Here is a 26,837-nt window from a genome sequence, read left to right as displayed (position 1 = left end):
CTCGAAGCCCCCGAGGCCTTATTATCGTCGTGTCCGCGCACTGCCCGCCGGATGGCGAACGGTGCCTCTCGAAACACGGTCAATAATTGGGAAACCTTATCTTTTTCCTAAAGCGGGCCTGCTCGCAGCCTCGGTGTGAGCGCCTATGCACGGCGCGGTACGGCGGCGGCGGCAGGCAGGCGGGGCGACGAGTAGGTTTTGGTAAATCCTTTCTTGATAGACCGCCTTCCGATGGATCGCCCGCGCGCGAAAGGAGCTGCCGGGCGGAAACAACCGCAAGCAGGGGACGAACCAAGTGCAAGTCATAAAGCGCACCTATGTTGATGCCATGCAGGGCCTCGGGACGCTACCCCCGCTCGCGGGACTCGCCCGGCGGGGCCGTGATGACGATCCGTATGGGTGGCGGCATTGGGTCGCTTCGCTCTTCGCGATCTACGAGACCGACCGCATGATTGCGCTCGATCTGCCATGGTGGAATGTCGCTGCGACTCGCGCGGTGGCAGAATTCCTGGGCGCCCGTCCGCGCGCGCGTGTGTTCGAATACGGCTCGGGGGCGAGTACGGTGTGGCTCGCGCGGCGCGCGCAGGAGATATTCACCGTGGAACACCACGAGAAGTGGATGCGTCGGTTCGAGCGCCAGACCCGAGGCCATGCGAATGTGACCCTGCTTCACCGCGCCATTGCCAACGGGCCCGGACGCGCGGAACCTGCCCGGCCCGCCGATCCTTATGTCGGCGCGATCGACGAGGTCGGCGGCGAGTTCGATCTGATCGTTGTTGACGGGCGTGAGCGCGCCGCCTGCCTTGCGCGCGCGGTCCCGCACCTCGCGAGAGGCGGGATCGTGCTGTTCGACGATTCGGGCCGCGCGCGTTATCGCTCCGCGATCGAGGGCTGCGGGCTCGTCGAGACGCATCATTACGGCCGATCCTATTGCGTGCCTTATCCCGATCATACCAGCCTGCTCGCCCATGGACCTTGCTAGGCTCCTGCCCGACCGCGATTCGAGGCTGGTGCGCTGGGGTGGCAATGTCCTGCTCGTTCTTGCGCTGGCCTATTGCGGGTTCGCTATCGCCCGGCTCGGCATGGACGAGGTGTTGGCGAACCTGCCGCCTGCCGCGTGGGGTATCGCGCTGGGCACGGGCGCGGCCTATGGCCTCGCGCTTGCCTTGCTTGCTCTCGGCTGGGGTGCGATGGCGCACGGACGCGGCAACGCGCATCTTGGCGTTGCCGAGGGGCTGGCGGTGTATGCGCCGGGCGTGATCGCCAAATATATTCCAGGATCGGTCTTCCAATACGGATCGCGCCAGTTGCTCGGGTCCCGCTTCGGCCTGTCGCAGGGCGCGATGGTCCGCGCCAGCCTGGTCGAAGCCGGGCTGCATGTTCCCGCCGCGCTTATTTGCGCAGCGGTGCTGCTCGCTGGTGCGGGGGCCGCAGGTCTCGCCGCGTTCATCGTCCTTGGCGCGGCGCTGGCCGTGCTTGGGCCGGGTTCGCTGGCGCGGGCAGCGGGGTGTCAGTTGGCCTTCTTCGCCCTGTTCGCGCTTTTCGTCGCCCTGCTGGCAGGGATCGCCCTGGGGATGGGCGATCCGCTACGCCTGGCCGGGATTTTCATGCTCGCCTGGGTCGCGGGTTTTCTCGTCCCCGTGGCCCCAGGGGGGCTGGGGGTGCGGGAATCGGTCCTGCTTGCGCTGTCCGCGCAGGTAGAACCATCGGGCGCTGCGATCGCGGCCTTCGCGCTGCTTACCCGCTTTGCTACTTCGCTCGGCGATGCGGGCTTCGGGATTGCCGGTTACGGCCTCCTTTTCACCCGTTCGAAAAGGCAGGCGTCGTCGTAACATTCGCGGCGCGTCCATTCAGGATCGGATGATAGTCGCTCTACAACGGCATCATAACCCGAAGGCTCGAGAATGCGCGATGCGTAGACCCAATCCATCGCCGGAGGGATAGCGACATCCTGTCCGGCGAAGAACATTCGGGAGAGTTCTATAGACGGTCCGGCGCGAGTGAAGTCTGTGGCGCGCTCGCTATTGGGCACAGTGCGTCCCGCAAAGATCGCGCTCCAATTATCCCCGCCGCCGTCCCGTGCGAGCGCTGGGGGCTCGGGATATTGCCAGACGCGGTCACCGGGCAGGCTTGCCGCTCTCAATTCGGCCATGATTTCACGGTCGACTGCCGGGACGCGAGTAAAGTGGCCCGGGGTGAAATTGTTGAGCCAGGCGGTACGCAAGTAAATGTTCGGAGCCGCGACGAGTAACAGCAGGACGATGACCAAGCTAAGTTCGATGCGGGCTTTGCCACCCGATCGCCATGCCTTGGGAATTGCCCAAGCGCCGAGGATCGTGGCCGCGATGCTGATCGATATGGCCGATCTAATCAGCAACTCGATCGCTATGCGCGGCGGGGCGAAGATCTGACTTGCGGCGATCACCGCGACGCTCGCAATCAGCAAGCATATCGCAAAGGTCTTCGCGAACCGCTCGCTGGTATCGAGCGGTTCCCAGCGGCGCGCGGCAAAGATTGCGACAACCGACGGTGCACCGCAAAAGCCGAATACCGTCAGTATGCCGGTTCCGGCTCGCAGGTACCATGGATTGGGATCGGCAGGATTTGAAAACAGGGGGCTGTCGAGAGCCGAGTCCGGGTTCGCAATCTGCACGACGCCGATGATGACTGCGAGTGCTGCGACAAGCAGGACCATGATCGTCAATTCGGCGATGGCCTTCTCGCGCCGCCGCGCGATTTCTGTCAGCCCATATGCGATGAGGAGCACCAAGGCGAACAGTGTGGACACGGTAATGACCGAAGCAAGCGCCACGAGCGCGGCAGTCCTCGTGATAGTCCCGGCGCCGGCTTCCCGGTCGGCTGCCAGCAAAGCCCATGACAACAAGATGGTGACGGCAAGGGTGTGCTGGGGAATGAACTGTGGAAGCGAGAGAAAGACCGGGCCGCTCGGCTCGTAGGGGGAATTGAGCAGCTCCTGCATAGTCTGGCCCGTCAGCAGGTCGACGAAAGTCTCGAGGGGAGCGAAAACGACGATCGCCAACAACAGCAGGGCGAATGCCCATTTTCTCCGCACCACCATGCGGATGATACCGTAGAAGGTTCCCACGAACAGCGCGCTGATGATTGTGTTGGCAGTGGCGAGAGCCGACCAAGCCTCGCCTCCGATCGCGGTTCCCGCTCCGGGCAGGACGTAAGGCAGCCAATAGTAATAAAGCGGCATCGCGTCGCCGAAGATGTCGCGCGCGGGCACTCCGAAATTGGCAAGGGCGTGAACGTGGCCAATGTGCTTGAACCAGTCCGCATTATACCACTTGTTAACGAGCAGATCGCCCTCTGGTGTTGATACGACTGCAAGCGCCAGCGAGATCAGGCCGAAGGAGCAGAATACCACTCCAGCAAGCAGGCTTTCCAATTCAAGGGCCCTCTCCCCGGCGCTGCGAACGGACGCCGTTTCAAGCCTTCTCGATCGAGCCCATGCGAGGCCCGCCATCACCAGCGAGACTAAGGCGATAGCCGAGGCAGGGAGCTGGCCACCGGAGATGGCGTGCCACAGCGCCCCGAGCAATGCCGTCCCGAGACTTGCAAGCGTGAGCGAGACCGTCATCGCGGCGAAGGCAGAGCCGGGGGGGAGCTCTTGCCGGCGTATGACGATCCAGCCGGGCAGCATCCCCAAGGCTGCGAACGCCAGCGTCGCGAGCACCGAGAGGATCACGGGCGCAATCCGTTACCAAACAGCATTAAGGTTATCTTTCCTTTCCTGACGTAGCTCCCCCGGGAAGCTCATTTCGGGGGGACCGCGCGCGATGTCGTTTGCAGGCAGGATTGATCGAGTAGCTGCTGGCAGTCTGGATTGCAGCTTCGTAATCCCGTTTTTCAACGAGCGCGAGAGCCTCGAAATCCTTTACCGGGAAATCGTTGAAGAATGCGACCGTCTTGACCGGAGCATCGAATTCATCTTCGTCGACGACGGCAGCACCGACGGCGGCGAGCAAGTCATCGCTCGCCTCGCCGCCACCGACGAACGCATTTCCCTGGTGCGCTTCCGCCGCAATTTCGGCAAGTCTGCCGCGCTCTCGGCCGGGTTCCGCGAGGCGCTGGGCGATGTCGTGTTCACCATGGACGCGGACCTGCAGGATAATCCCTGCGAAATCGGCAATTTCCTGCGCGCGCTGGAGGACGGCCATGACTGCGTCACCGGCTGGAAACAGGTGCGCAACGACCCGCTCGACAAGACGCTGCCCTCGAAACTTTTCAATGGCGCAGTGAACAAGGCCTTCGGGCTTGAGATCAACGACCATAATTGCGGCTTCAAGGCCTATCGCCGCGAGGTGCTGGGCGAGCTCGAAATGTATGGCGAACTGCACCGTTTCGTGCCGGCCCTGCTCCATGCGCGCGGCTACCGGATCGGACAGATTGCGGTCGAGCACCGCGCGCGGCGTTTCGGCAAGTCGAAATTCGGGACCAAGCGGCTGGTGAAGGGCGGGCTCGATTTGGTGACCGTGTGGCTGACAACGCGGTATGCCGCGCGCCCGCTGCACCTTTTCGGCGGGGGCGGGCTGCTTTTGTCGGGGCTCGGTCTCGCGATCCTTGCCTATCTCAGCGTCCTGTGGGTGCTCGGCATGGGTCCGATCGGCGACCGCCCGCTGCTTATGCTGGGCATGCTGCTGGTCCTTTTCGGCGGGCAGATGATCTCGGTCGGGCTTGTCGCCGAGGTGATCTTGCGCCGCACGATCGTCGAGCGTGACAAATATTCCATTGCCGAGCGTTCGGGCGCGATCGAGCGGCGCGAGCTCGCCCGTGCGGCCGAGCGCCGGATTGCCGAAGAGCGCGCACGCCAGCTCGCCGAATAGGGCGGCGCGGCCGTGGGAAACAGGCTTTCCACGCGCAGCCCGCTGGCATAACGAACCGCGGGTGACGGATAACGGGAAAACGGGTCTGGCCTATGCGGTAAGCGGTTTCGCGCTGCTTTCGGTGGGCGATGCGGTGGTCAAGTCGATGGCCCCTGACTGGCCCGCCTTCGCGGTCGCGGCGCTGCGCTTCTCGCTCGGGGCGGTGGGGCTTGCCGCACTGCTGCTGCGCGCGGAGGGTGCGAGCGCCTTTCGCCCGACCCATCCCTGGCTGCAACTTGCGCGCGGGGGCTGCCTTGCATTCGCATCGGTCGCGTTCTTCTCTGCGATCTACATCATGCCGTTGGCCGAGGCGATGGCGATCGCTTTCCTTGCGCCTGTGCTCACCCAGGTGCTTTCGGGACCGTTGCTGGGGGAGCGGGTGCGCCCATCGGTCTATCTCGTCTCGCTTATCGCTCTCGCCGGCGTGGCGGTCATCCTGCGCCCCAACCTTGCCGAGCTCGGGCTGGCCGCGTTGTTGCCGCTGGTTTCGGCCACCTTTTTCGCGCTGCTCATGATCACGAACCGGGCGAGCGCAGGCCAGGGCAGCGCCCTGTCGATGCAGGTTTTCGTCGCCGGGATCTGCGCGCCGATCCTGATCGTGCTGGCGGCGTCGGCGAAGCTGTCGGGCCTGCCCGCGCTCGCTTTCGGCTGGCCGGAATGGCATGTCGTGCTGCGCTGCGCGATCGTCGCGGTCACGGCGAGCTGCGCGCACTGGCTGGTCTATGTCGGCACCGCGAAGGCGGGGGCTTCGACCATCGCGCCGGCAATCTACGTCCAGATGCTGGTCGCGGTGGCGATGGGCTGGTGGTGGTTCGACAACGTGCCCGACCTCTACACGCTGGCAGGCGCCGCGCTCATCGTTGCGGCCGGGCTTTATCTGTGGCGGTCGGGCGCGAGGCGGGGATAGGTCCCGATCAACGCGGCCCGCACTTGCCGCCGCCACTTGAAACGCTAGAGCGGCGAGGAGGTATTCAACAGCGGCGCGCCGATCCGCTCGCCGCTCGATCGAGGGAACAGAGGCAATGTGCGGCATAATGGGTATCGTCAGCGGCGAACCGGTCGCCGAGCGGCTGCTCGACGGCCTTAGGCGGATGGAATATCGCGGCTATGACAGCGCCGGGATTTGCACGCTGCACGATGGCGCGCTGGTGCGCCGCCGGGCCGAGGGGAAGCTCGCCAATCTCGCCAGCGTGCTCGCACAGGACCCCGCGCCGGGTAATGCCGGGATCGCGCATACGCGCTGGGCGACGCACGGCGCGCCGACTGCCACCAATGCCCACCCGCATGCGACCGGCGAGGTGGCGATCGTCCACAACGGCATTATCGAGAATTACAAGGAATTGCGCAGCCAGCTGGCGGCCCAGGGCCGGACTTTCGAAAGCGAAACCGACAGCGAAGTGATCGCGCACCTGATATCGAGCCGGATCGAGGCGGGGGCGGACCCGATCGATGCGGTGAAGGAAGTCCTTCCGTGCCTGCGGGGTGCCTTTGCGCTCGCCATCGCCTTTCGCAGCCATCCCGACCTGCTGGTGGGCGCGCGGCTCGGCTCGCCGCTGGTGGTCGGATATGGACCGCAAGGCGCCGAGGGAGCGGGGGAGGCAGAGATGTATCTCGGCTCCGACGCGCTCGCGCTCGCTCCGCTGACCCAGCGCATCTCCTATCTCGAGGAAGGCGACTGGGTCGTTGTCGGACGCAGCGGGGCGCAGGTTTTCGATTCCGAAAACAATCCGGTGGAGCGCGAAATCCGCGCCTCGGGCGCCTCGGCCGCAGCGGTCGAAAAGGGCAATTACCGCCATTTCATGCAAAAGGAGATCTTCGAACAGCCGACCGTAGTGGCGCAGACCCTCGGCTCCTACCTGCGGCGCGAGGACAACGCCGTGGCGCTGCCGCAATTCGATTTCGACCTGTCAGGCGTGAAACGTCTCACGATCGTTGCCTGCGGCACGTCCTTTTATGCCGGCATGGTCGCGAAGTATTGGTTCGAACGTTTCGCCCGCCTGCCGGTCGACATAGATGTGGCAAGCGAATTCCGTTACCGCGATCCGGTGCTTGAAGAGGGCGGGTTGGCCCTGTTCATCTCCCAGAGCGGCGAGACCGCCGACACGCTTGCCGCGCTGCGCCATTGCCGCGAGCAGGGCCAGACGATCGGGGTCGTCGTGAATGTGCCGACCAGCACGATGGCGCGCGAGGCCGACCTGCTGCTGCCGACCCATGCGGGGCCCGAAATCGGCGTTGCCTCGACCAAGGCCTTCACCTGCCAGCTCGCCGTGCTCGCCGCGCTCGCTGCGCACATGGCGGTGAAAAGGGGCGGATTCACCAACGAGGAGGAGCGCGAAGTGGTTGGCCATCTGCTGGAAGCACCCGCCGCATTGAATGCCGCGCTCGATCATGACGAGGATATCGCCGCGATGGCACCGCTGATCGCCCCGGCGCGTGACGTGCTCTATCTCGGGCGCGGACAGGATTACCCGCTGGCGCTCGAAGGGGCTTTGAAACTCAAGGAAATCAGTTACATACATGCTGAGGGCTATGCCTCGGGCGAGATGAAGCACGGGCCAATCGCGTTGATCGACGACGATGTGCCGGTTGTGGTGATCGCCCCGTCGGGCCCGCTGTTCGAAAAGACCGTCTCGAACATGGAGGAGGTCCGCGCGCGCGGCGGGCAGGTGGTGCTGATTTCCGATGCGACAGGCCTCGCCGAAGCGGGCGAGGGCTGCCTCGCGACGATCGAGATGCCGATGGTCCACCCGCTGATCGCGCCGCTTGTCTATGCGATCCCCGTCCAGTTGCTCGCCTATCACGTCGCCGTCGTGAAGGGCACCGATGTCGACCAACCGCGCAATCTCGCCAAGTCGGTGACGGTGGAATGAGGCCCCAACTAGGGCGTGACTGAAGCAAAACCTGCCGGCGGCTTTCAATTCACCAGAGCGGCAAGCGCAGGCTCGACAATGACCGCGCCGAAAAGGTCCTCGGCGAAGTCGCGCTGCCCCGCCGAAAGCGCCGCTCCGCCGGTATGGAGCCGGATGCGGGAAAGCGCCGGGCGCGTCGCTGCGGCGAGCCGGTCGGCGGCCTCGGCTAAGGGTTCGATCATGGCCGGGCCGAGGACGAGATCGTCGATCTCCAGGGCGAAGAGCTCGGCAAGCGTGTCCACCTCGTCCGGCCGGGGCGCACCGCGCCAGTAAATCGTCTGGCGGTTGTACAGGCCAAGCAGCAGGTCGGTCACGAAACCGGCATCGTCATACGCCCCGCGACGGGTCAGCCGCGCGCCGCCGACGGGTGTGGAAAGGTCCTTCGAAAGACGGGCGATGGCGCGCACCAGCTCTTCGCCCGTGAAATGCGCCAATTCGGGAGAGAGCAGGGCGAGCTGTGCCTGGGGTGCTTCATGCAGCGCGGCGAGGCTGGCTGGCAGACGCCCCGCGTGGTGCGCGACCCTGCCCGCATCGTCGGCAAACGCTGCCCCTGCGCGCCCGGCGATCGGCCGCTTGCGCAGCTCGTCACTCAGGGCGGCAAGATTTTCCGGCGCGAGCGGCAGGTAGGTGAAGCCGCCGATACAGCAGGCCACGAAATCGATCGCGGCGGTAAAGGGGCCCGACCCGGCACACAGGACATCGCCCGGCAAAAGACCCTGTTCGCGCAGTCCGATCCGCCGTGCATGGGCCGACGTCCAGATATTGGCGGCCGACAGGATCGTCTCGCCTTCCGGCCCCGCCGTCTGGATGACGGGCGTGCCGCTCCCTTTCAAAAGGTCCTTGAACAGCGCCCTCACGGCCCCGCGTCTCCTTACGACCCGGGCGCGCGGAAATCGCCCCACGCGGCAAGTGTGAGACGCTCGGGCACGGGCCGCCGAAGGCGTAGCAGCGCGCCGCGCTCAGCGATGAAGGACACACCGCGCGCCAGCTCGCGCGCGATTTCGACCCGCTCGCCGAGGTTGAGCAGAGCGGCCATGCTGCCGGGCACGATGTCCTGGTTGTACCCCTCCGCGGGCGAAGTCAGGCTACGTGCGGGAACGCCGCCCGCACGCAGCGATTGCTCGAGCGCGTTGACGAGCTGGTGGATACCCTTGACGTGATCGCCCGCCTTGCATTCGAGATTGCGCGGCAGCCCCTCGCTCTCGTGCGGGTCGACGAGGAGGAAAGTCTGCCGGTTGAGCATTTCGGCGCATTTGCACGCAACGTCGAGCAGCTGGTCGGCCGCGGTCGCGAGCCCGGCGGTGTAGAACAGCCCGCCATGCGCGATTGCGACACTTCCACCCTCGGCATCGATGATCGGATTGTCCGAGACCGAAAGAGCTTCGGCCGCGATCCGCTCGGCGGCGAAATCGAGCTGGGCGATTGCATTGCCGAGAACCTGGGGCGCGCAGCGGATTGAATAGCGCGGCTGGGGTGCGCCGGCATCGCTGCGTCCGGTCGCATCCGCGCCGCTGCGCCCGAGAAAGCGCCGCCGCGCGCGCGCGATCATCGCGCCCGCCTCGCGGTTGCGGTCATGGGCGGGATTGATGGCGAGTGTGCCTCCGGTGCAGAATTCATCGTCGAGGCCGAGCGCGATGCTCGCCAGCGCCGTCGCCCGGCAGGCCTGGGATAGGAGGGCCTGGACATCGCCGAACAGTTCGACCGCGAGCGCGCTCATCATCGAATTGGTGTTGACAAGGCCGAGCACGTCACGCGGGCCGCGCGCGCCGTTTTCCTCGATCACCGGAGCGATCGCATGGGCCATCGGCACTAGATCGCCGCTCGCCCCCAGGCTGCCATAGCGCGGCACGGCTGGCAGGGCGTCGCCGTTCGAGAGTTCGATGAGGCCGCGTATCGTGTCGGGATGGATCGCGGAATAGCCCTTCAACGATTTCCTGGCCTGGATCCGCAGCGCGCGCCGCACCACCCGATCGGGCAGGTTTTCTCCCACGCCGACATGCAGGTAGCGCAGCAATTCGGCCTGCTGGCGCCGCCAGTCCGCAGGGTCCCGCGGGTCTTCGATATCGGCCCCGTAATAGGTATGGATGCCGTAAATGCGCTTTTCGGGATGGTCGGCGAGATATTGCATCAGCTGCTCGAAGGAGCGCTCCGCGCGGTCGAGCTCGCTCCTGCTCGGCTCGAATTGGACCGATGCGTCGCCCAGTGCGGCGAGTTCGCCGATCGTTCGCCGCGCGGCCGGGAAGGCCGGATCGAACGGCGCCGGGTCAGGCAGAGCATGGAACGCGTCGGAAGGGGCGGGGACGGTCGCGGCGATGGTCACGATGCAAGCATTTCCTCGATGTCGAGGACCATCACGAGGTCCCCGGAATTGTTGAGCACGCCGGCGACCTTCTGGTCGCCGGCATCGAATGGGAGCGGGCGCACCCGCCCGCGCGTGATGCCGTGGATCGCGCTTGCGCGCAGGGCCAGGCGCCCGGCCTCGCCGAGATCGGCGAAGACAACCAGATTGCGTTCATAGTCCGCCGCCGCGCCGAACACTGCGCGCGACGTGTCGAGCACCGGGTAGTAATCGCCGCTGGAGGTCGCCAGCAGCTTGGCGGTCGAGCCGAGCCGAGCGGCATCGACGAGCTCGATGAAACTCACATATTGCGCGGGCACGGCAAGCGTCGAGCGATCGAGCCCGTTATGGACCGAAAAGCTCAGATACTCCGCATTGCCGTTGAGCATGAAATTGGATTCGACGACCAGCTTGCTGCCAACGCCCGGCTGGTGGGTCTGGCGCACTTGCAGCCCCGGGGCGAGCGCCTCGCGATCGAGTGTGAAACCGTCTTGGCCGAGGCCGTCATCCTCGATCACGAAGACCAGCCTGCGCTCGTCGCGCTCGAGCCGCCAGGTGAGCGTGAGATGGGCGTTCTTGCCCGCCGCCTCGCGTTCGTCGGGTGTGCGTTCGAGTGAATGCGCAAACAAGTGGTCAAGCCAGCCGCGCGCGAGAGCGAAGAAGAAGTCGGACACGTCCGGCGGGATGAGCTGCGCGCTGTCGACATTCCCGAGCTCGATGAGAGCGGTCACACCGGCCCGCTCGAGCCGCTCGACCAGCTCTACCTCGAGCGCGGCATGGAGGTCGCCGAGTTCGATCCCGACGCTGTTGTCGACACATTCGATCGAGGCGGCGAGCGCTTTGTCGAGCTTGTCGAGCACATCGCGCTCCTCGACCCTGTCGCTCACGAAATCGCAGGCGGAGTTGAATTCCTGCAGCACCTCGCCGATGGCTCGCCCGGTTGCGGCGGTCACGCTCATCAGCCGGCGCGCCATCTGCGGAATCCGCCCGACCGTGCCGAACGGGTCGGCCGCGAGCTTCAGGGTCCAGAACAATTCGGCGCGCGTCTGCAGCGCCTCGAGCTTTTCGGCGATCTTGGAGAGCATCGAGCCATGGGCCACGGTCATCGGGTCGGCCTGGCCCTTGAGGATTGTCTGGTATTGCATCTGGTCGTTGGCGCGCGACCATTCGTAACGCAGCGCGAGCCAGGTCAGCGGGATATGCTTTTCCGCTTCGCTCTCGTCGCCGTCGAAAGTGAGATCGTCCATCGCCGCACAGATGCTTTCGCAACGCGCGCGGTAGTCGCGTTCGACCTCGGTGAGGATTTCGGGCGTGACATCCGGCGTCAGCGCGACGACCCCCATTGTCGCCCTGACCTCGGCCGGGTCGAGCAGCGCATGGCGCAGGGCCTGAACCTTGGAAAACGTCTCGTCCATAGCGTTCGCCTCGGCGGCCGGCCGGGCCGCCCCTGCGCGCAGCCCGGCCCGTCGCCTGCCTGGATCACTTCTTCTTGACGAAAACCCAGTTCGACTTGCTTTCCTTGTCGCGCTTCATGTGGATCGCGACATTGGTCGGGCGCAGCTTGTAGGTGAAGGTGTAGTTGAATTCGGCATCGAGATCGTCCGCCTCGACGCCCGACTTGAAGCGGCCATAGAAAAGCTTGTTATTGGTGCAGGGCGCGATCTCGGTGAAGAAGTTGCGGCCCTCGGCAGCGGCCGGGGTCACGCCGGCAAGTTCGGCTTCGTAATGGTTGTAGAGTTCGATCTTGCCTTCGTCGTCGACCTTCACGATGCCGAAATCGGCAGCGTCTGCGCTTTCGCGCGAAAGGTTGGCGAGGCTGGAATCGATTTCGGCAGTAACGAAAGACATAGCGGTTCTCCTGGTATGCTTAAGTTGGAAGATGAAGCTGGTCTGGTTGGACACTCATTGGCACCCGCTCCCACATCGCGGCGATGCGGCGGCGGGCTGCTCGCAGCGGGCGAACGGAAAAGGCTTGCAAGAAGCTCCGACGAAGCCTGGACGCGATTGACGATCCGCCGAAAGGCGGCCGGGCTCGCCATGCCTGGTTAACGGTTGCGGGCTGGCCGTCAGGCAGCTTGAGCGAGCGTTTCTTTTTCGCGGTAAAGCTCGACGACCTGCGCTTCGAGATTGTCGATCGTCTCGTCCTTGCGGGCTAGCAGCCCATCGGGGCTGAGCAGCTCTTCCTTCTCGCGGTAGAGTTCGATGATCTGCGCTTCGAGATTGGTGATGGTCTCGTGCATCGCGGCGATATCGGACCCGTCATGCGCTACGGCCTGCTTTTCCTCGTACAGGGCGATGAGCTGCTGTTCGAGGCTTGCGAGCATTTCCCCGAGGTCTTCGGACGATCCTGACAGTTGCTGGGACATGGTCACTCTCCTTTCGTTGGACATTCCGGGAATGTCAGCTCGGATGATGGGCCGGGGCGGTTAAGATCGGTGCCGGGGAATGGCAGGGGAAATTACCGGCCTGCACCTGGGACAAAGCGAAGAGCGGAAGGCGCAAGAACCCCTGTAGGCCATTCGGATGCCCGGCGCGCCTGGAAGCCGCGCCGATTTACCGGCCTCTAACCTTTCCCGGGTAATCGAGAGGGCGTGAGCGAACAGCAGCCTTCCCCCGCGCAGCCGGCCATTCCCGGACTGACGGCCGCGGCCGTGCTCGGCCTGTCGGGCCAGGGCGGGACGGAATGGGCGCGGCTGCGAGGGCTGCAGTATTCCGCGCTCGCCGGCCTCACCTTTCTGCGCTCCTATTCCCATGCGCTATTCGCGGTTTTCGTCGCGGTTCTGTACCGCGATAGCGTGCCGTTCGCCTGGCTTGCAGTGTGGATGGCCGCGCTGGTCGCGGTGCACCTTCGCGGGGCAGCTTTCGACCGCACGCTCGGCGATGTCGCGCATCGCCGGATCACGACGAGAGAATTTTACCGCCAGGCCCAGACTCCCATCCTGTCCGGGCTGTTGTGGGCGGCTGCGGTGATCGGCTTCGGCCTTGCAGGCTCGTCCGGGGCGTTCGGGGCGATGCTTTACATCCTCGCGATCCTCGTCACGGCGGGCGTTTTCTTTAACACTGCCGCACCGCTCGGCGTGGTGGTGTTCGCCAGCATTGTCGGGGCGGGCACAGCGGCGGCGCTTGGGATTGCGGGCGAGTGGCTGACCATGATCGTATCGCTGGTTTTCACCGTCGTCTCGGTCGTCGGCGCGATCGAGACGGGGCGGCATTATCTCATCGCCCGTCTGTCCGAGGCCGCGATCGCGGAAAAGGAGGAAGTCGTATCGCTCCTGCTGCGCGAGTTCGAGGAAAACGAGGCGGACTGGCTGTGGGAAGTCGACACCCAGCGCAAGCTGCGTTCGGTCTCCCCGCGCTTCGCGTTCGCTCTGGGAACCTCGCAGGCCGCTGTCACCGGCAAACCGCTGCTCGAACTGGTAAGCGACGGTGCATGGGGCGATGGCCGGTTCCCCCGGAGCCTGCACGAGCTCGCCGACAAGTTGAAGAACCGCGAAAACTTCTCCAGCCTGCTGGTCGAGGTCACGATCCAGGGCGAGAAACGCTGGTGGGAACTGTCCGGCACGCCAATGCGCGACGAGCGGGGACGCTTCGCCGGTTTTCGCGGGGTCGGATCGGACGTGACTCAGCAACGCCAGTCCTCGGAAAAGATCGCCTATCTCGCGCGCTACGACACGCTTACCCAGCTGCCCAATCGCCTCCAACTGACCGAGGCGCTGGGCGATGCACTGCGTGATGCGGAGAAATGGCGCTCGCGCTGCGCATTGCTGATGGTCGATCTCGATCGCTTCAAGGCGGTCAACGATTCGCTCGGCCACTTGACGGGCGACAAGCTGCTGGCTCAGGTTTCCGCGCGCCTACAGGCCTTGATGAACGACGAGCTGATGTGCGGGCGGCTCGGCGGCGATGAATTCGCCATCGTGATCCGCGATGCTAGCGACCGCGAACTCATCGGGGCAGTCGCCCGCAGGGTGATCGAGACGCTGTCCGAGCCCTACCAGGTCGAACAGCACACGCTCTATGTCGGTGCCAGCGTCGGTTCGGCGATCGGCCCGCGCGACGGCAAGACGGTCGAGGAACTGATGCGCAATGCCGATCTCGCGCTCTATCAGGCGAAGGATATCGGTGGAGGCGAACATTGCACCTTCGAACCGGTCCTGCACGCGTCGGCCGAGGAACGCCGCCAGCTCGAAGTGAGCATGCGCAAGGCCCTCGGGCTCGACGAATTCGTGCTGCACTACCAGCCGGTGGTCGATGCGCGTAGCGAAAATGTGGTCAGCTTCGAGGCGCTGGTGCGCTGGAATTCGTGCGAGCATGGCTTCGTCAGCCCGGGCAAATTCATCCCGCTGGCCGAGGAAACGCGACTGATCGTGCCGATCGGCAAGTGGGTCCTGCGCCAAGCCTGCATGGAAGCGCGCGAATGGCCCGAAGACGTGAAGGTCAATGTCAACGTCTCTCCCGAGCAATTGCTCGAACCCGATTTCCACCAGGACGTGATCGATGCTCTCGCCGCGAGCGGGCTACGACCCGAAAGGCTCGAGGTCGAAGTGACCGAGAGCATCTTCCTGCGCGATGCGAGCGTGGCGCGCAACGCGCTCGAACAGGTGATGGCGCTGGGCTGTTCGGTCGCTCTCGACGATTTCGGGACCGGGTATTCCTCGCTCGGCTACCTGCGCAAACTGCGTTTCTCGACGATCAAGGTCGACCGCAGCTTCGTCCAGGGAGCGGCGCAGGGCAACAATGAAAGCCTTGCGATTATTAACGCCGTCGTGGCGATGGCCAAAAGCCTGGAAATGACCACCACCGCCGAAGGGGTCGAGAATTCGGACGAAGCGGCCCTGATCCGCAACTTGGGCTGCGACAAGATCCAGGGTTTCTACTTCGGCCGCCCGATGTCGAACGACGAAGCCCGCCGCCTGTTCAGGAACCTGCGTCGCCTCAGCGCCTGACGGACTCGTCTGAGTCACGCATCGGCCAGCGCGCCGATCAGACCCTCGAATAGCCGCCGCCCGTCGGCCCCGCCGAGCGCGGGATGGCTCGCCGGTTCGATTGCGCGTTCGGGATGCGGCATCATCCCCAGCACCCGCCCGTTCGCGCTCAGAATCCCGGCGATGTCCCGGCGCGACCCGTTGCAGGTTTCGCCGTAACGGAACGCCACGCGCCCCTCGCCTTCAAGCGTGTCGAGCGTTTCCTCGTCGGCGAAGTAATTGCCGTCATGATGCGCGACGGGAATGCGGATCGTTTCGCCCTTGTCATAGCCGCGGGTGAAGGGGCTGGACGCGTTTTCCACCGTCAGCGGCACGGTGCGGCAGATGAAAGTCTGGTTCGCATTGCGCATCAGCGCACCGGGCAGCAAGCCCGCTTCCGTCAGCACCTGGAACCCGTTGCACACGCCGAGCACCGGCACGCCGCGCTCAGCCGCCGCGATCACGGCGCGCAGGATCGGGCTTTTCGCGGCCATCGCGCCGGAACGCAGGTAATCGCCGTAGGAAAAGCCGCCCGGCAACGCGATCAGATCGAGCCGCCCTGGAAGCTCGGGATCACCGTGCCAGATGCGGATCGCTTTCTCGCCCGAAACCCTTTCCAGCGCGACGGCCATATCCCGGTCGCAATTCGAGCCGGGAAAGGTCACCACCCCTGCACGAAAGCCCATCAGCCTAGCTCCCCTTCGACCCTCTCTATGGCGTAATCCTCGATCACCATATTGGCCAGAAGCTGTTCGCACATCGCCGCGAGCGTCTCGTCATTCGTGCTGTCGGCAACTTCCATCTCGATCATCCGGCCCATGCGCACGTCCTCGATGCCTTCGAAACCAAGCCCATCCAGAGCGTGATGCACTGCACGGCCCTCAGGATCGAGCACGCCGGGCTTGAGACGGACAAGAATGCGGACTTTCATGACAAGGGGGTCCCGTGGCTGCGTATGGTCGCAGCGGCGTATAGCGGGGGATGGGGCGGAGGGGGAGGGGGGTGTCGCAAGTCTCCCCCGGTCGGCAAAAGGCCATCGAGCCGAGAAATGTAACCGATTTGCCACAGGCGACGCAGGAATGACGCGCGCCTGCCACTTTTACGTCATTTGTGCACTGCCGCATCTCGCCAGAATCGCGCAAATCTGCCAGCGGACAAAGTGTCACGCTGCTCTCCATGTGACAAAAAAGAGGAATCTTCACCATGTCACAGCCGATCCCGTTCGTGCGTGCCCTCTGGGCCTCGACCAGCCTTCTGTCCGCCGCCGCCGTGAGTCTCGCCGCCCCCGCGAGCGCGCAGGACAATGAGACCGTGCAGGCCTCCGACGGCGAATTGCCGATGATCATCGTCACCGCCAACCGGCGCGAGGAAAGCCTGCAGGACGTCGCCGTCTCGGCCGACATCCTCGATGAAAGCCGGATCGATCTGATTTTCTCGGGCGCCGCCGACACGACCGCGCTGGCGGGCGCTGCGCCCGGCCTGAATGTCGAAAGTTCGAACGGGCGAGTCGCCCCGCGCTTTTATATTCGCGGGCTCGGCAACACCGATTTCGATCTTGCCGCCTCGCAGCCGGTTTCGGTCATCCTCGACGAGATCGTGCTCGAGAATGTCACGCTCAAGAGCTTTCCGATCTTCGACGTCGAGCGTGTCGAGGTGCTGCGCGGGCCGCAGGGCACGCTATTCGGGCGCAATACGCCGGCGGGAATCGTCAAGATCGAGAGCGTGAAGCCCGGCTTCGAAACCGACGTGCAAGCGGGTCTCAGCTTCGGCTCGCTCGACACGGTCTCGCTGACCGGCGCCGTCGGCGGGGCGATTGTCGAGGACACGCTGGCTTTCCGCGTTTCGACGCAGTTCCAGCGCCGCGGCGACTGGATCGACAATGGCTTTACCGGTGAGGAAAACGTCCTCGGCGGATTCACCGATTTCGCCGTTCGCGGCCAGCTTTTGTGGACCCCGGACGAGCGCAGCGAGATTCTCGCCCAGGTCAATTTCCGCGATCTCGACGGCTCTTCGACATTCTTCCGCGCAAACGTGCTGTCGCCCGGCAGCAACGAATTGAACCAGAATTATGACCGCGACACCGTGTTCTATGATGCGGGCGGCGGCAATCCGGCCGAATACCAGCAATTCGGGGCGGTGCTGAACGGCTCCTATGAATTCGATTTCGCAACATTGACCTCGATCACCAGCTACTGGACGAGCAAGGGCTTCAGCCGCGGCGACATCGATGGCGGCAATCCGGGTGGACCGGGCTTCATCCCGTTCGCCTCGGACACGCAGGATTCGATCGATCTCGAACAGCTCACCCACGAAGTGCGACTCGCCTCCAATGGCGACGGGCCGCTGTCCTGGCAGGTGGGCGCGTTCATCTTCGACAGCGATTTCGACGTCAGCACGGTCGGCTTCACCTTCCCGCCGCCCGTCACGGTCAACCACACCAACACCGCCTGGGCCGTGTTCGGACAGGCGAGCTACGAACTGACCGAGGCGCTGCGCGTCACAGCGGGTCTGCGCTACACGGACGATGAAAAGGATTTCTTCGTGCGTTCGGGCGCGCCGCTGCAGCCTGTGAGCGTGCAGGACGACAATATCGACTGGGACATCAGCGTCTTCGCGGACGTGACCGACACGACCAGCGTCTATGCCCGCGTCGCCAATGCCTTTCGCGCACCCACCATCCAGGGCCGCGACGTCGCTTTTTTCGCTGCGCCTTCGGTCGCCCAGTCGGAAAACATCACCAGCTATGAGGCGGGCTTCAAGTCCGAGCTCGCGGATCGCAAGGTGCGCTTGAACGGGGCCGTATTCTATTACACGGTCGAGGACCCGCAATTCACGGCGGTCGGCGGGGCGGGCAATCTCGTCCAGCTGATCAACGCGAATGAGGGCGAGGCATGGGGCTTCGAGCTCGACACCGTTGTCCAGCCCACGCCGAATCTCACCCTGACTCTCGGCGTCGCCTATAACGACACGCAGATCAACGATACCGATCTCGCGGTGGGCGTATGCGCGCAATGTACCGTGCTCGATCCGACAGTGAATCTCGGCGGGCAGAACCGCGCCCTGGTGGACGGCAATCCCTTCCCCAATGCTCCCGAATGGAGCGGCGATTTCACCGCGCGCTATGGCGTGCCGGTAGGCGACAGCGGCGAATTGTTTATCTTCACCGACTGGATCTATCTCGGCGAGACCAATTTCTTCCTCTACGAAAGCGCCGAGTTCAACGCCGACAGCCGGATCGAAGGCGGGCTTCGCATCGGGTACAGCGGCGGCAACGGCCAATGGGAAGTCGCCCTGTTCGCGCGCAACATCACCAATGAGGACAACATTCTCGGCGCGATCGACTTCAACAACCTCACCGCTTTCGTCAACGATCCGAGGGTGGTTGGCGTTTCCTTCGGAGTCGATTACTAAGACCTGACAAGGAGAGGGAGGCCGGGCTTCGAATCCGGACCCGTATTCAGAATGGGGCTGGCAAGAGGCGACTTGTCGGCCCCTTTTTTGTGCACGCCTCCACGAACAGGCCCCCCGCCGGCGAATGCACGGCCCTCGCTGCCTGTCCGGCGGGCAGCTGGCGGCAATAGGCGGCCGCCGACAGCACGGCCGCGGCAAATTCGTGCCGGGGCGCCTGCAATCATGACCAAAGGGCGGGCAGTCTGTAATCGACAGATGTGCCCGTTTGGTGGGCAGGTGTGAACCGCCAGCGCCTCGGGCTGCCATGGCAAAAGAAGTCTCGGAACCGCCTGCTTCTTTTTCAGCCAGCGACCGTTCCTGCCTTCAAACCGGGCATGGGGGAGTGTGCCTCTTTTCGGGGCAGGCACGAAAGGGCTGGGCTCCTTGGAAGAAAGGAGCCTTTGCATGGCGTGGCGACTGAACAGTCGCCCTTGCGACCGGCGGCGGAAGGCCGGGCAAGTGGCCCGGACTGCCTGCTGCTCCGGATCGTTCTATTTCTTGGGCGGTGTTCGCAGGCGCGAGCGATGCGAGGACAGGTCGAGCACTTCGCCCGGTCCGCTGTCTTCGCCTGCAAGCAGGCCGAGCCGGCGGGCGACTTCGCGATAGGCCTCTTCCTCGCCGCCGAGATCGCGGCGAAAGCGATCCTTGTCGAGTTTCTCGCCCGAGCCCATGTCCCACAGGCGGCAGCCATCGGGGCTGATTTCGTCGGCAAGGATCACGCGGCTGAAATCGCCGTCGTAAAGCCGTCCGAATTCGAGCTTGAAATCGACCAGGCGGACATCGATCGCGGAGAACATGCCGCACAAGAAATCGTTGATTCGGATCGCCATCGAGGAAATGTCGTGCATCTCCTCATTGCTTGCCCAGTTGAAACAGGCGATGTGTTCCTCGGCGATGAGCGGGTCGCCCAAGGCATCGTCCTTGTAGTAATATTCGATCAAGGTGTGCGGCAGCGGTTCGCCTTCCTCGATCCCGAGCCGCTTGGAAATCGAGCCGGCCGCGACATTGCGCACCACCACCTCGATCGGGATGATTTCGCACTGGCGGATCAGCTGCTCGCGCATGTTGAGCCGGCGGATGAAATGGGTCGGGATGCCGATATGGGCGAGGCGGGAGAAGACGTGTTCGCTGATCCGATTGTTGATCACGCCCTTGCCGTTGATCGTGCCCTTCTTCTCGGCGTTGAACGCGGTGGCATCGTCCTTGAAATACTGGATCAGCGTGCCCGGCTCGGGGCCCTCATAGAGGATCTTGGCCTTGCCTTCGTAGATCTTGGTGCGGCGGGACATGTCGGGTTCTTGCGGCCTCGCGTCAGTAAGGGAGTGGTGCCCAAGGGCGGAATCGAACCACCGACACTACGATTTTCAGTCGTATGCTCTACCAACTGAGCTACTTGGGCTTCCTACTCCGCGGCGACATGGAACCCATGCCGGCGAGCGAATGAGAGCGGGCCTATGGGACACGGCGGCGGGCTTGGCAAGAGGGAATTCTGCCCTTGCGCCCTGCGTCGTGCAGGCTTCAGTCCTGCTCGTCCCAGCTGCGCTGTGCCAGTTCCTCTTCGCTCGCCGGGCGGCCGGGCACGGCATAGCCATCGCCGAACCACCGGGCGAGGTCGCGGTCCTTGCAGCGCTGCGAGCAGAACGGGCTGAAATCCACGCTGCGGGGCTTGCGACAGATCGGGCAGGGTTTGTGCGATGCGCTGGTCATGGCGCGACAATCTGCGCACTCGGCGCTTCGAGCGCAAGGCCGGGATCGGTTTCCACGCGCACTTCGCGCCCAGTGCGGCGGGCGAGTTCGTCGAGCCATTCGGCCCCGAGCTTTGCCCTGAGCGCGGGGTGCACTGTCGCCAGCACCGTGCCCGCGCCATCGAGTATCTCCGCCCGACGCAGCGCCATGCGCGCGCACATTCCGACGCGGCTGGTCGCAAAGCGGTCGAGCAACGAGGGGCCTTCGAGCCGCGCGACCACCTGCACGAAGCCGAAGCCGTTCATCGCGGTGCGCTCATGCGGGAAATCGGCGAGCGCCGCGCCTAGCGCCTCGTCCACCGCACGGCGATCCGCCTTCGTCTCGATCGAGGGAAAGTCGATGCCGATATTGCCGCCGCAATCGAACAGGACCATCGCGCGGGCGATGGCGGGAACGGCGCCAAGCGCGAGATCGCGCGGGGTCCCTTCGCCGTCGACGTCGATCACGGTCATGGCCGGGGTGACCGAGCACAGGATCTCGCCGCCGGGAAAGGTGATCGACCCGCTGGAGGCGCCGGACCAGGCCTCTTCCCACAATCCGGACGGAAAGCGGCGCACCACGCGCGCGGATGCGTTCGGCCAGGGCGCTGCCTCATTTTTCGGCACGCCGTCCACGACCCGGCCCTGCGCGCGTTTCAGCCGTCCGCGCTCGGCGATCGCTGCCCGCGTAATGAGCACCGTCAGCGTTGCCCCCTCGGTCACGCCCCAGGGAAGCTGGTCGACGAGGATTTCGCGCCCCGCTTCGGTTCGCGCCGTGCCGCGCGCTTTGCCCGCCCGTTTGGCGACGAGCCGTGCCGGGACAATATCGCCCGCGCGCATCTCGCCCGGCCACAGCAGCTTCGCGGCAAGGGCCTCGCGGTCTTTGACGAGCAGCGCGCGTCGCTCGCCGATGCCGTCCTCGACCAGCCATCGAGGCCCGGAGTCAGGCAATCGGGAACCCCGCCGCCTTGAGCAGCGCCCGCGTCTCGTAGAGCGGCAGGCCCATTACGCTGGAATGGCTCCCGCGAATCCACTGGATAAGGCCTTCCGCCGCGCCCTGGATCGCATAGCCGCCCGCCTTGCCGCGCCATTCGCCGCCTGCGAGATAGGCCGCGATCTCCTCGCGCGAGAGCGGCTTGAAGCGCACGGTGTTCTCGCTCAGCCGTTCGCGCAGGGTTCCGTCGGGGGCGCGCAGGACGACGCTCGACAGGACGGTATGGCGGCGGCCCGACAGCAGCTTGAGGCAGCTTTGCGCCTCCTCGCGCGTCTCGGTCTTGGGCAGGATGCGGCGTCCTGCCGCGACCACGGTGTCACCCGCCAGCACGAATCCGGGAGCCTCTAAGGCAAGCGCTTTCTCGCGCCCCATGCGCAGCGCATAGTCGCGCGGAAGCTCGCCCCCCTGCGGCGTCTCGTCGATGTCGGCGGGGGTGACCGTGTCAGGCGCGAGGCCGAGCCGCGCGAGCAGGTCGCGCCGCCGGGGCGAGGCCGATGCCAATGTCAGGTGAGGCGCGCCCATCAGCCGGGCAGCGCAGGCTTACTGCGGGCCGGGACCGCCGCGGCCCGGCATGAAGCGATAGGTGATCCGCGCCTTGGTGAGATCATACGGAGTCAGTTCGCACAGGACCTCGTCTCCGACCAGCACGCGAATGCGGTTCTTGCGCATCTTGCCCGCCGTATGGCCGAGCACTTCATGGCCGTTTTCAAGCTCCACCCGGAACATCGCATTGGGCAGCAGCTCGACCACACGCCCGCGCATTTCGAGGAGTTCTTCTTTCGCCATGAAATTCCTTGCACCCGTGTTGCAACGCACAATGCGTTCGTCGATGTGAGCGCGGCATTTAGCGATGGACGGGACAAAAGGGAAGGGTCGTGCGTTAGGAGCGCGACCGTGCCGGGGCTGCGCGCTGCATCCCCTCACGCGCACAGTCCGTAGGTCCGGGTGCAAAGCGTTACAAATGAAGCGCTTGTCCGACCCCGTTTTCCGCTCAAGAGAGAGCCGCATGACCCGCTTTGCTTCCTCGCGCCCGCTCGTGCGGGCCGCCCTCAGCTCTTCTGCCGTGTGGCTCTCGCTCGCCGCGATCCCGGTGGGCGCACAGGATGCCGAAGGGGGCAGCGAGAGTGCCGAGGCACCGGCTCCCGCCGGGCAGGGAACCGAAGAGCAGCGGTCCGGCGGCACGACCGGGGCAGGGGGCGACATTGTGGTGCGTGCCCAGCGCCTGCGCGGCCAACTCGATGTCGAACAGGCCCCGTTGCTCGAACTCGACGAAGAAGCGATCGCATCCGAAGGTGTCGCCTCGATCAGCGACCTTATCCAGCAGATCGAGGCGCGCACCGGATCGGCGCGCGGGCGCGGGGGCGGGCGGCCGGTCGTGCTTGTCAACGGGATCCGGGTCGGCTCCTTTCGCGAATTCGCGCAATACCCGCCCGAGGCGCTCGCCAGGGTCGAGGTGTTTCCCGAGGAAGTCGCCCAGCGTTTCGGCTTCCCGCCCGACCGGCGCGTGATCAACCTCATCCTCAAGGACAATTACGACAATGCCGAGGTCGAGCTGGAATTCGAGGGGCCGAGCCGGGGCGGCTATCTCCAGACCGAGCAGGAACTGGGCTACCTGCGCATCGCCGACGGGGGTCGGATCAATGCCAATTTCACCGCCCGCGACCGCTCGCTCCTGACCGAGGCGGAGCGCGGGATCAACCAGACGCCGGGTTCGACGTCGGACCTCGAGGCCGACCCCGACCAGGCCGAATTCCGAAGCCTGCTCGCCGACACGCGCTCGCTTGATGCGAATCTCAGCTATGCCAAGGCCTTCATCGACGAAGGCATTTCGATCTCGGCGAACGTGAATTACCAGCGCAACGACAGCCGCGCTCTGAATGGGCTCAACCTCGTTACGTTGACGAACCCCGGCGGCGACAGCCTGACGCGGACCTTCGGCGAAGAGACCCCGCTCACCCAGACGCGGGCCGAGGATTTCCTCAACGCCTCGGGTTCGCTCAGCAAGCGGATCAATGCCTTCCAGTACACCGGCACATTCGATGCGGGCCTGTCCGAACTCGAGCAGGTGATCGACCGACGCTTCGACACGGCCACGCTGGAAGCGCAGGCCCTGGCCGGGACGCTCGCGCTCGACGCGCCCCTGCCCGCGGCGGTGGACGGCGGTGCCGATATCGCACGCACGCGCGGGATCAACGCGACGACGCTGCACACCTTCAACGGCCCGCTTGCGGACCTACCGGGCGGCGAATTGATAGCGACCTTCGATGTCGGTTACGACTGGAACAATGTCGAGGCCTCGGACACCCGAGGCAGCCTGCCGGTCGACCTGACCCGCGGCGACATTTCGACCGGGGCCAACCTCGTCGTGCCGATCACCAGCCGCAGGCGGGGTTTCGCCGACGCGCTGGGCAGTTTCACGCTCAATCTCAATGCCGGGATCAACGACCTTTCCGATTTCGGCACGCTCGGCGATTATTCGGTCGGATTGAACTGGGATGTGACCGAAAGTCTAGAACTGTCGGCGACCTATATCTACCGCGAAGTCGCTCCGGGGCTGAGGCAGCTCGGCAATCCCGAGGTCGAGCAGCCCAACGTGCCGGTGTTCGATTTCGTTACCGGCGAGACCGTGCTCGCGACCGTCATCACCGGCGGCAATCCGGGCCTTCCGGCAGAGACCCAGACCGACTGGCGCTTCCAGGCGAACTGGCAGCTGCCGTTCTGGGACAGAACACGCTTCACGGTCGAATATATCCGCAACCGTTCGGACAACGTGACCTCGGGCTTTCCGCAGATCACCCCCGCGATCGAGGCCGCCTTCCCCGACCGGATTACGCGCGATGCGGGCGGGCGTCTGGTCGCGGTCGACCGGCGTCCGGTCAGCTTTGCCGAGACCCGGTCGGATCGGCTGCAATTCACGCTCGGCACGCGGGGGCGCTTTGGTCAGGGCGAGCAGCAAGGTGGTCCTCCGGGTGCGCGCGGCGGCGGCGAGAGCGGCGGCAGGAACGGCGGCAGGGCGTCGGGTGGGCCGCCTCCCGGTGCCTCGCGCGGGGGGAGCGAAAACGGCGGCGCGTCCTCGGCCAGCCGGCGGGAGCAATTCATGGCCTTCCGCAACCGGCTGTGCGCCGATGACGGGGTGGAATGGCTCACCGACCTCATCGAGCGGGTCGAAGCGGGCGAGGACCTGTCGGACGAGATCCCCGGTTTCGATGCGGACCGTTTCAAGGCGATGATCGCCCGCGCGCGCGGCGACGACGGGACCATCGACACCGAACGCCTCGCCATGTTCCGCGAGCGGATCTGTGCGATCGATCCGGCGATGATGGGCGGGCGCTCCGGTCCCCCGGCAGGCGCTCCGGCGACTCCGGGCGGGGGCGGCTCGCCCTCCGATAGCGAGGAATACGCTGATAGCGAGGAATACAGGGCCTTCCGCGCCCGCCTGTGCGGGGACGAGGGCATCGCAGCGCTCCGGGAACTGATCGCCAAGATCGAAGCGGGCGAGGACGTGTCCGAGCTTCTCCCCGGCGTTGATCCGGCCTTCGTCAAGATGGGCATCGACCAGTCGCGCGGGCCGGACGGTACCATCCCCGACGAAGTGCTCGAGCGGTTCCGTTCGCGCATCTGCCAGAGAGGCGGGAACGAGGGACAGCGCGGCGGCGGCGGCGGCCCGGCTTTCAACCCGCTCGCAGGCGATGGGCGGCCGGGCGGATTTTTCTACTTCGTCAACCTCACTCATACGATCGAGCTTGCCAACGAGATCCTCATCGCCCCCGGCGTGCCCGTGCTCGACCAGCTCGACGGCGATGCGACCGGCGCTTTCGGCCTGCCGCGCCATTCCTCTCGGCTCGAGGCGGGCGTGTTCGGCGAAGGGCTCGGCGTGCGCCTGTCGGGCCGCTATACCGGCAAGACGCGCCTCGACGGGTCTGGGCTGCCGGGCAGCACCGACCTGTTCTTCGACGACATCGTGACATTCGATCTGCGCATCTTCGCCAATATCGACGAGCTGACCGGCAGCGAGGAGAAATGGCTCGACAATGTCCGCGTGTCGCTGCGCGCCGATAATGTATTCGATGCGCAGCGCCGGGTGACGGACGAGGCTGGCAACGTGCCGATCAATTACCAGCCGCTGCTGATCGACCCCAACGGTTTGTTCCTCGGCATCGACATCCGGAAGTTGTTTTGATTTTTTTGCGCACCCGCATTCGAGGGTGCGATGTCCTCGGCCCGTTCGGGCCTGCGGGCGGGCGGTCGCCCTTGCGGCCCTGCGGGCCGGGGTCAGCAACCTTGATGTCGCTCGGCGATCCCCTCCCCGCAGGCGACGCCGCTTGCCCAGGCCCACTGGAAATTGTAGCCGCCGAGCCAGCCGGTCACGTCCACCGCCTCTCCGATCGCATATAGGCCGGGCACGCGCTTCGCTTCCATCGTGCGCGAGGAGAGTTCGTCCGTGGAAATGCCGCCGATGGTCACCTCGGCCTTGGCGAAGCCCTCGGTCCCGGTCGGGCGAAAGCGCCAGTCGGCGAGCCGCGCACCCGCCTCGCGCAGGGCGACATCGGGGACGTTCCCGAGTTCGCGCTCCACCCCGAGCCGCTCCGCAAGCGCATCGGAGAGCCGGTCGGGCAGGTGTTCGCGCAGCGCGGCGCGCAGGCTTGCCCGGGGCCGGTCGCGCTTCAGTTCCACCAGCCAGTCCTGCCCGGCATCCGGCACGAAGGTCACCGCGACCTCGCCGCCCGGCTGCCAGTAGGAGGAGACCTGCAGGATCGCAGGACCCGACAGACCCTTGTGCGTGAACAGCGCCGCCTCGTCGAAGCTGCCCGTGCCCGCCCGCGCGCGCACCGGAGCGGAGACGCCGGAAAGCTCGCGGAACAGCACGTCCTCGCCGCCCAGCGTCAGCGGCACGAGCGCGGGGCGCGGTTCGACCACTTTCAGCCCGAATTGCCGGGCGAGATCATAGGCGAAGCCGGTCGCGCCCATTTTCGGGATCGAAGGGCCTCCGGTCGCGATGACGAGCGTGGGGGCGGCATAGCTCACGTCCGAAGCGGAGACGGCGAAATCCTCCCCGTCCTTCAAGACCGCCGTGACATCGGCGTTGCAGATCACCTCCACGCTGTCGGGGCACTCGGCGAGCAGCATCGCGACGATCTGCTTGGCCGAGCCGTCGCAGAACAATTGCCCGAGCGTCTTTTCGTGCCACGCGATGCCGTGGCTTTCGACCAGCGCGATGAAATCGGTGGGCGTATAGCGGGCGAGCGCGCTTTTGGCGAAATGCGGGTTGGCCGAGAGGTAATTCTCCGGTGCAGCACCCAGATTGGTGAAATTGCACCGCCCGCCGCCCGAGATGAGGATCTTCTTCCCTGGCTTCTCCGCCCGTTCGAGCACGGCGACGCGAAGGCCCCTCTGGCCGGCCCGCGCAGCGCACATCAGGCCGGCCGCGCCCGCGCCGAGGATGATCGCGTCATATCGTTCCATGAAGCGCGCGATAGGGCCGGGCGCGCCGTCAAGGAAGGGGGCAAAAAGCGCGGGACGGGACGGCCCGGGGTCGCCAATGGCCGTCCCGCCCCGCAAGCTGCACCGC

General features: G+C 65.3%; 22 protein-coding genes and 1 tRNA gene. 8 read left to right on the top strand and 15 right to left on the bottom strand.

Annotated features, from left to right (window positions below; translation table 11 throughout):
• The first annotated feature begins 295 nt into the window (after positions 1-295).
• Together RIB52_RS05435 and RIB52_RS05430 are read left to right on the top strand one after the other, a co-directional pair.
• Complete coding sequence (locus RIB52_RS05435) at positions 296-982, top strand: class I SAM-dependent methyltransferase (RefSeq protein WP_350173706.1); 687 nt, start codon at positions 296-298, stop codon at positions 980-982.
• Complete coding sequence (locus RIB52_RS05430; protein WP_350173704.1) at positions 969-1,832, top strand: hypothetical protein; 864 nt, start codon at positions 969-971, stop codon at positions 1,830-1,832. The genes RIB52_RS05435 and RIB52_RS05430 overlap by 14 nt, the downstream gene beginning before the upstream one ends.
• Here RIB52_RS05430 and RIB52_RS05425 read toward each other — a convergent pair.
• Positions 1,787-3,712: a hypothetical protein gene (locus RIB52_RS05425; protein WP_350173702.1), complete on the bottom strand. Its 1,926-nt coding sequence runs from the start codon at positions 3,710-3,712 to the stop codon at positions 1,787-1,789. The genes RIB52_RS05430 and RIB52_RS05425 overlap by 46 nt on opposite strands.
• A 91-nt stretch (positions 3,713-3,803) precedes the next feature.
• Between RIB52_RS05425 and RIB52_RS05420 the strand changes: the two genes are divergently transcribed.
• From RIB52_RS05420 to glmS, 3 genes are all read left to right on the top strand, one after another.
• Entirely contained in the window at positions 3,804-4,850 is a 1,047-nt protein-coding gene (locus RIB52_RS05420; protein WP_350173700.1) for a glycosyltransferase family 2 protein, read from the top strand.
• A 61-nt stretch (positions 4,851-4,911) separates the two neighbouring features.
• The gene (locus RIB52_RS05415; RefSeq protein ID WP_350173698.1) at positions 4,912-5,796 is read left to right on the top strand and encodes a DMT family transporter; all 885 of its coding nucleotides are present in this window, start codon (positions 4,912-4,914) and stop codon (positions 5,794-5,796) included.
• Between the two features lie 115 nt (positions 5,797-5,911).
• A complete protein-coding gene (gene glmS, locus RIB52_RS05410; RefSeq protein WP_350173696.1) occupies positions 5,912-7,759 on the top strand; it encodes a glutamine--fructose-6-phosphate transaminase (isomerizing) in 1,848 nt (615 codons plus the stop codon).
• 44 nt (positions 7,760-7,803) lie between these two features.
• On the opposite strand, the gene RIB52_RS05405 is transcribed toward glmS, so the two are convergent.
• The 5 genes from RIB52_RS05405 to RIB52_RS05385 all read right to left on the bottom strand — a co-directional run bounded on the left by RIB52_RS05405 (position 7,804) and on the right by RIB52_RS05385 (position 12,502).
• Positions 7,804-8,655: a hypothetical protein gene (locus RIB52_RS05405; RefSeq protein WP_350173694.1), complete on the bottom strand. Its 852-nt coding sequence runs from the start codon at positions 8,653-8,655 to the stop codon at positions 7,804-7,806.
• 14 nt (positions 8,656-8,669) lie between these two features.
• Positions 8,670-10,118: an aromatic amino acid ammonia-lyase gene (locus tag RIB52_RS05400; protein WP_350173692.1), complete on the bottom strand. Its 1,449-nt coding sequence runs from the start codon at positions 10,116-10,118 to the stop codon at positions 8,670-8,672.
• Positions 10,115-11,551, bottom strand: a complete 1,437-nt coding sequence (locus RIB52_RS05395; protein ID WP_350173690.1) for a chemotaxis protein CheW — start codon at positions 11,549-11,551, stop codon at positions 10,115-10,117. The genes RIB52_RS05400 and RIB52_RS05395 overlap by 4 nt, the downstream gene beginning before the upstream one ends.
• Positions 11,552-11,615: 64 nt before the next feature.
• The gene (locus tag RIB52_RS05390) at positions 11,616-11,984 is read right to left on the bottom strand and encodes a PAS domain-containing protein (RefSeq protein WP_350173688.1); all 369 of its coding nucleotides are present in this window, start codon (positions 11,982-11,984) and stop codon (positions 11,616-11,618) included.
• Between the two features lie 218 nt (positions 11,985-12,202).
• Positions 12,203-12,502, bottom strand: a complete 300-nt coding sequence (locus tag RIB52_RS05385; protein ID WP_350173686.1) for a hypothetical protein — start codon at positions 12,500-12,502, stop codon at positions 12,203-12,205.
• Between the two features lie 225 nt (positions 12,503-12,727).
• Here RIB52_RS05385 and RIB52_RS05380 point away from each other — a divergent pair, with 225 nt between their 5' ends.
• Complete coding sequence (locus RIB52_RS05380) at positions 12,728-15,082, top strand: putative bifunctional diguanylate cyclase/phosphodiesterase (protein WP_350173684.1); 2,355 nt, start codon at positions 12,728-12,730, stop codon at positions 15,080-15,082.
• 14 nt (positions 15,083-15,096) lie between these two features.
• Here the strand turns inward: RIB52_RS05380 and purQ are convergent, their stop codons facing one another.
• Complete coding sequence (gene purQ, locus RIB52_RS05375; RefSeq protein ID WP_350173682.1) at positions 15,097-15,786, bottom strand: phosphoribosylformylglycinamidine synthase subunit PurQ; 690 nt, start codon at positions 15,784-15,786, stop codon at positions 15,097-15,099.
• Positions 15,786-16,031, bottom strand: a complete 246-nt coding sequence (purS, locus tag RIB52_RS05370; protein WP_350173680.1) for a phosphoribosylformylglycinamidine synthase subunit PurS — start codon at positions 16,029-16,031, stop codon at positions 15,786-15,788. Before purS ends, purQ begins: the two co-directional genes overlap by 1 nt.
• A gap of 272 nt (positions 16,032-16,303) precedes the next feature.
• On the opposite strand from purS, the gene RIB52_RS05365 reads away from it, so the two are divergent.
• Positions 16,304-18,511, top strand: a complete 2,208-nt coding sequence (locus RIB52_RS05365) for a TonB-dependent receptor (RefSeq protein ID WP_350173678.1) — start codon at positions 16,304-16,306, stop codon at positions 18,509-18,511.
• Positions 18,512-19,041: 530 nt separating this feature from the next.
• On the opposite strand, the gene purC is transcribed toward RIB52_RS05365, so the two are convergent.
• The 6 genes from purC to infA form a co-directional block, all read right to left on the bottom strand.
• Positions 19,042-19,839 carry a phosphoribosylaminoimidazolesuccinocarboxamide synthase gene (gene purC / locus RIB52_RS05360; protein ID WP_350173676.1) on the bottom strand — a complete coding sequence of 266 codons (798 nt, stop codon included), beginning with the start codon at positions 19,837-19,839 and terminating at the stop codon, positions 19,042-19,044.
• 34 nt (positions 19,840-19,873) lie between these two features.
• Positions 19,874-19,949: transfer RNA gene (locus RIB52_RS05355), tRNA-Phe, on the bottom strand.
• Positions 19,950-20,068: 119 nt separating this feature from the next.
• Positions 20,069-20,257 carry a DNA gyrase inhibitor YacG gene (locus RIB52_RS05350; RefSeq protein ID WP_350173674.1) on the bottom strand — a complete coding sequence of 63 codons (189 nt, stop codon included), beginning with the start codon at positions 20,255-20,257 and terminating at the stop codon, positions 20,069-20,071.
• Positions 20,254-21,225 carry an Rne/Rng family ribonuclease gene (locus RIB52_RS05345; protein ID WP_350173672.1) on the bottom strand — a complete coding sequence of 324 codons (972 nt, stop codon included), beginning with the start codon at positions 21,223-21,225 and terminating at the stop codon, positions 20,254-20,256. The genes RIB52_RS05350 and RIB52_RS05345 overlap by 4 nt, the downstream gene beginning before the upstream one ends.
• Positions 21,218-21,790, bottom strand: a complete 573-nt coding sequence (locus RIB52_RS05340) for a Maf family protein (RefSeq protein ID WP_350173670.1) — start codon at positions 21,788-21,790, stop codon at positions 21,218-21,220. Before RIB52_RS05340 ends, RIB52_RS05345 begins: the two co-directional genes overlap by 8 nt.
• Before the next feature lie 18 nt (positions 21,791-21,808).
• Positions 21,809-22,054 carry a translation initiation factor IF-1 gene (infA, locus tag RIB52_RS05335; RefSeq protein ID WP_007163491.1) on the bottom strand — a complete coding sequence of 82 codons (246 nt, stop codon included), beginning with the start codon at positions 22,052-22,054 and terminating at the stop codon, positions 21,809-21,811.
• Positions 22,055-22,274: 220 nt separating this feature from the next.
• Between infA and RIB52_RS05330 the strand changes: the two genes are divergently transcribed.
• Complete coding sequence (locus RIB52_RS05330) at positions 22,275-25,448, top strand: TonB-dependent receptor (protein WP_350173667.1); 3,174 nt, start codon at positions 22,275-22,277, stop codon at positions 25,446-25,448.
• Between the two features lie 92 nt (positions 25,449-25,540).
• Here RIB52_RS05330 and RIB52_RS05325 read toward each other — a convergent pair whose 3' ends face one another.
• Positions 25,541-26,731, bottom strand: coding sequence for a BaiN/RdsA family NAD(P)/FAD-dependent oxidoreductase (locus RIB52_RS05325; RefSeq protein WP_350173665.1), 1,191 nt, complete (start codon positions 26,729-26,731; stop codon positions 25,541-25,543).
• Between the last annotated feature and the right edge of the window lie 106 nt (positions 26,732-26,837).

Origin of the sequence: Erythrobacter sp., from assembly GCF_040217515.1 — a bacterium.
Classification (GTDB): Bacteria; Pseudomonadota; Alphaproteobacteria; order Sphingomonadales; family Sphingomonadaceae; genus Erythrobacter.
Note: the sequence above shows the minus strand (reverse complement) of the source record. Positions and strands in the feature narration are given on the sequence as shown.

Excerpts from the sequence above, each read along its gene's own strand:
- RIB52_RS05390 (WP_350173688.1), bottom strand. The coding sequence starts at position 11,984 with ATGTCTTTCGTTACTGCCGAAATCGATTCCAGCCTCGCCAACCTTTCG.
- purQ (WP_350173682.1), bottom strand. The coding sequence starts at position 15,786 with ATGGGCTTTCGTGCAGGGGTGGTGACCTTTCCCGGCTCGAATTGCGAC.
- RIB52_RS05330 (WP_350173667.1), top strand. The coding sequence starts at position 22,275 with ATGACCCGCTTTGCTTCCTCGCGCCCGCTCGTGCGGGCCGCCCTCAGC.
- RIB52_RS05365 (WP_350173678.1), top strand. The coding sequence starts at position 16,304 with ATGTCACAGCCGATCCCGTTCGTGCGTGCCCTCTGGGCCTCGACCAGC.
- glmS (WP_350173696.1), top strand. The coding sequence starts at position 5,912 with ATGTGCGGCATAATGGGTATCGTCAGCGGCGAACCGGTCGCCGAGCGG.
- purS (WP_350173680.1), bottom strand. The coding sequence starts at position 16,031 with ATGAAAGTCCGCATTCTTGTCCGTCTCAAGCCCGGCGTGCTCGATCCT.
- RIB52_RS05430 (WP_350173704.1), top strand. The coding sequence starts at position 969 with ATGGACCTTGCTAGGCTCCTGCCCGACCGCGATTCGAGGCTGGTGCGC.
- infA (WP_007163491.1), bottom strand. The coding sequence starts at position 22,054 with ATGGCGAAAGAAGAACTCCTCGAAATGCGCGGGCGTGTGGTCGAGCTG.
- RIB52_RS05325 (WP_350173665.1), bottom strand. The coding sequence starts at position 26,731 with ATGGAACGATATGACGCGATCATCCTCGGCGCGGGCGCGGCCGGCCTG.
- RIB52_RS05395 (WP_350173690.1), bottom strand. The coding sequence starts at position 11,551 with ATGGACGAGACGTTTTCCAAGGTTCAGGCCCTGCGCCATGCGCTGCTC.
- RIB52_RS05350 (WP_350173674.1), bottom strand. The coding sequence starts at position 20,257 with ATGACCAGCGCATCGCACAAACCCTGCCCGATCTGTCGCAAGCCCCGC.
- RIB52_RS05420 (WP_350173700.1), top strand. The coding sequence starts at position 3,804 with ATGTCGTTTGCAGGCAGGATTGATCGAGTAGCTGCTGGCAGTCTGGAT.
- purC (WP_350173676.1), bottom strand. The coding sequence starts at position 19,839 with ATGTCCCGCCGCACCAAGATCTACGAAGGCAAGGCCAAGATCCTCTAT.
- RIB52_RS05385 (WP_350173686.1), bottom strand. The coding sequence starts at position 12,502 with ATGTCCCAGCAACTGTCAGGATCGTCCGAAGACCTCGGGGAAATGCTC.
- RIB52_RS05340 (WP_350173670.1), bottom strand. The coding sequence starts at position 21,790 with ATGGGCGCGCCTCACCTGACATTGGCATCGGCCTCGCCCCGGCGGCGC.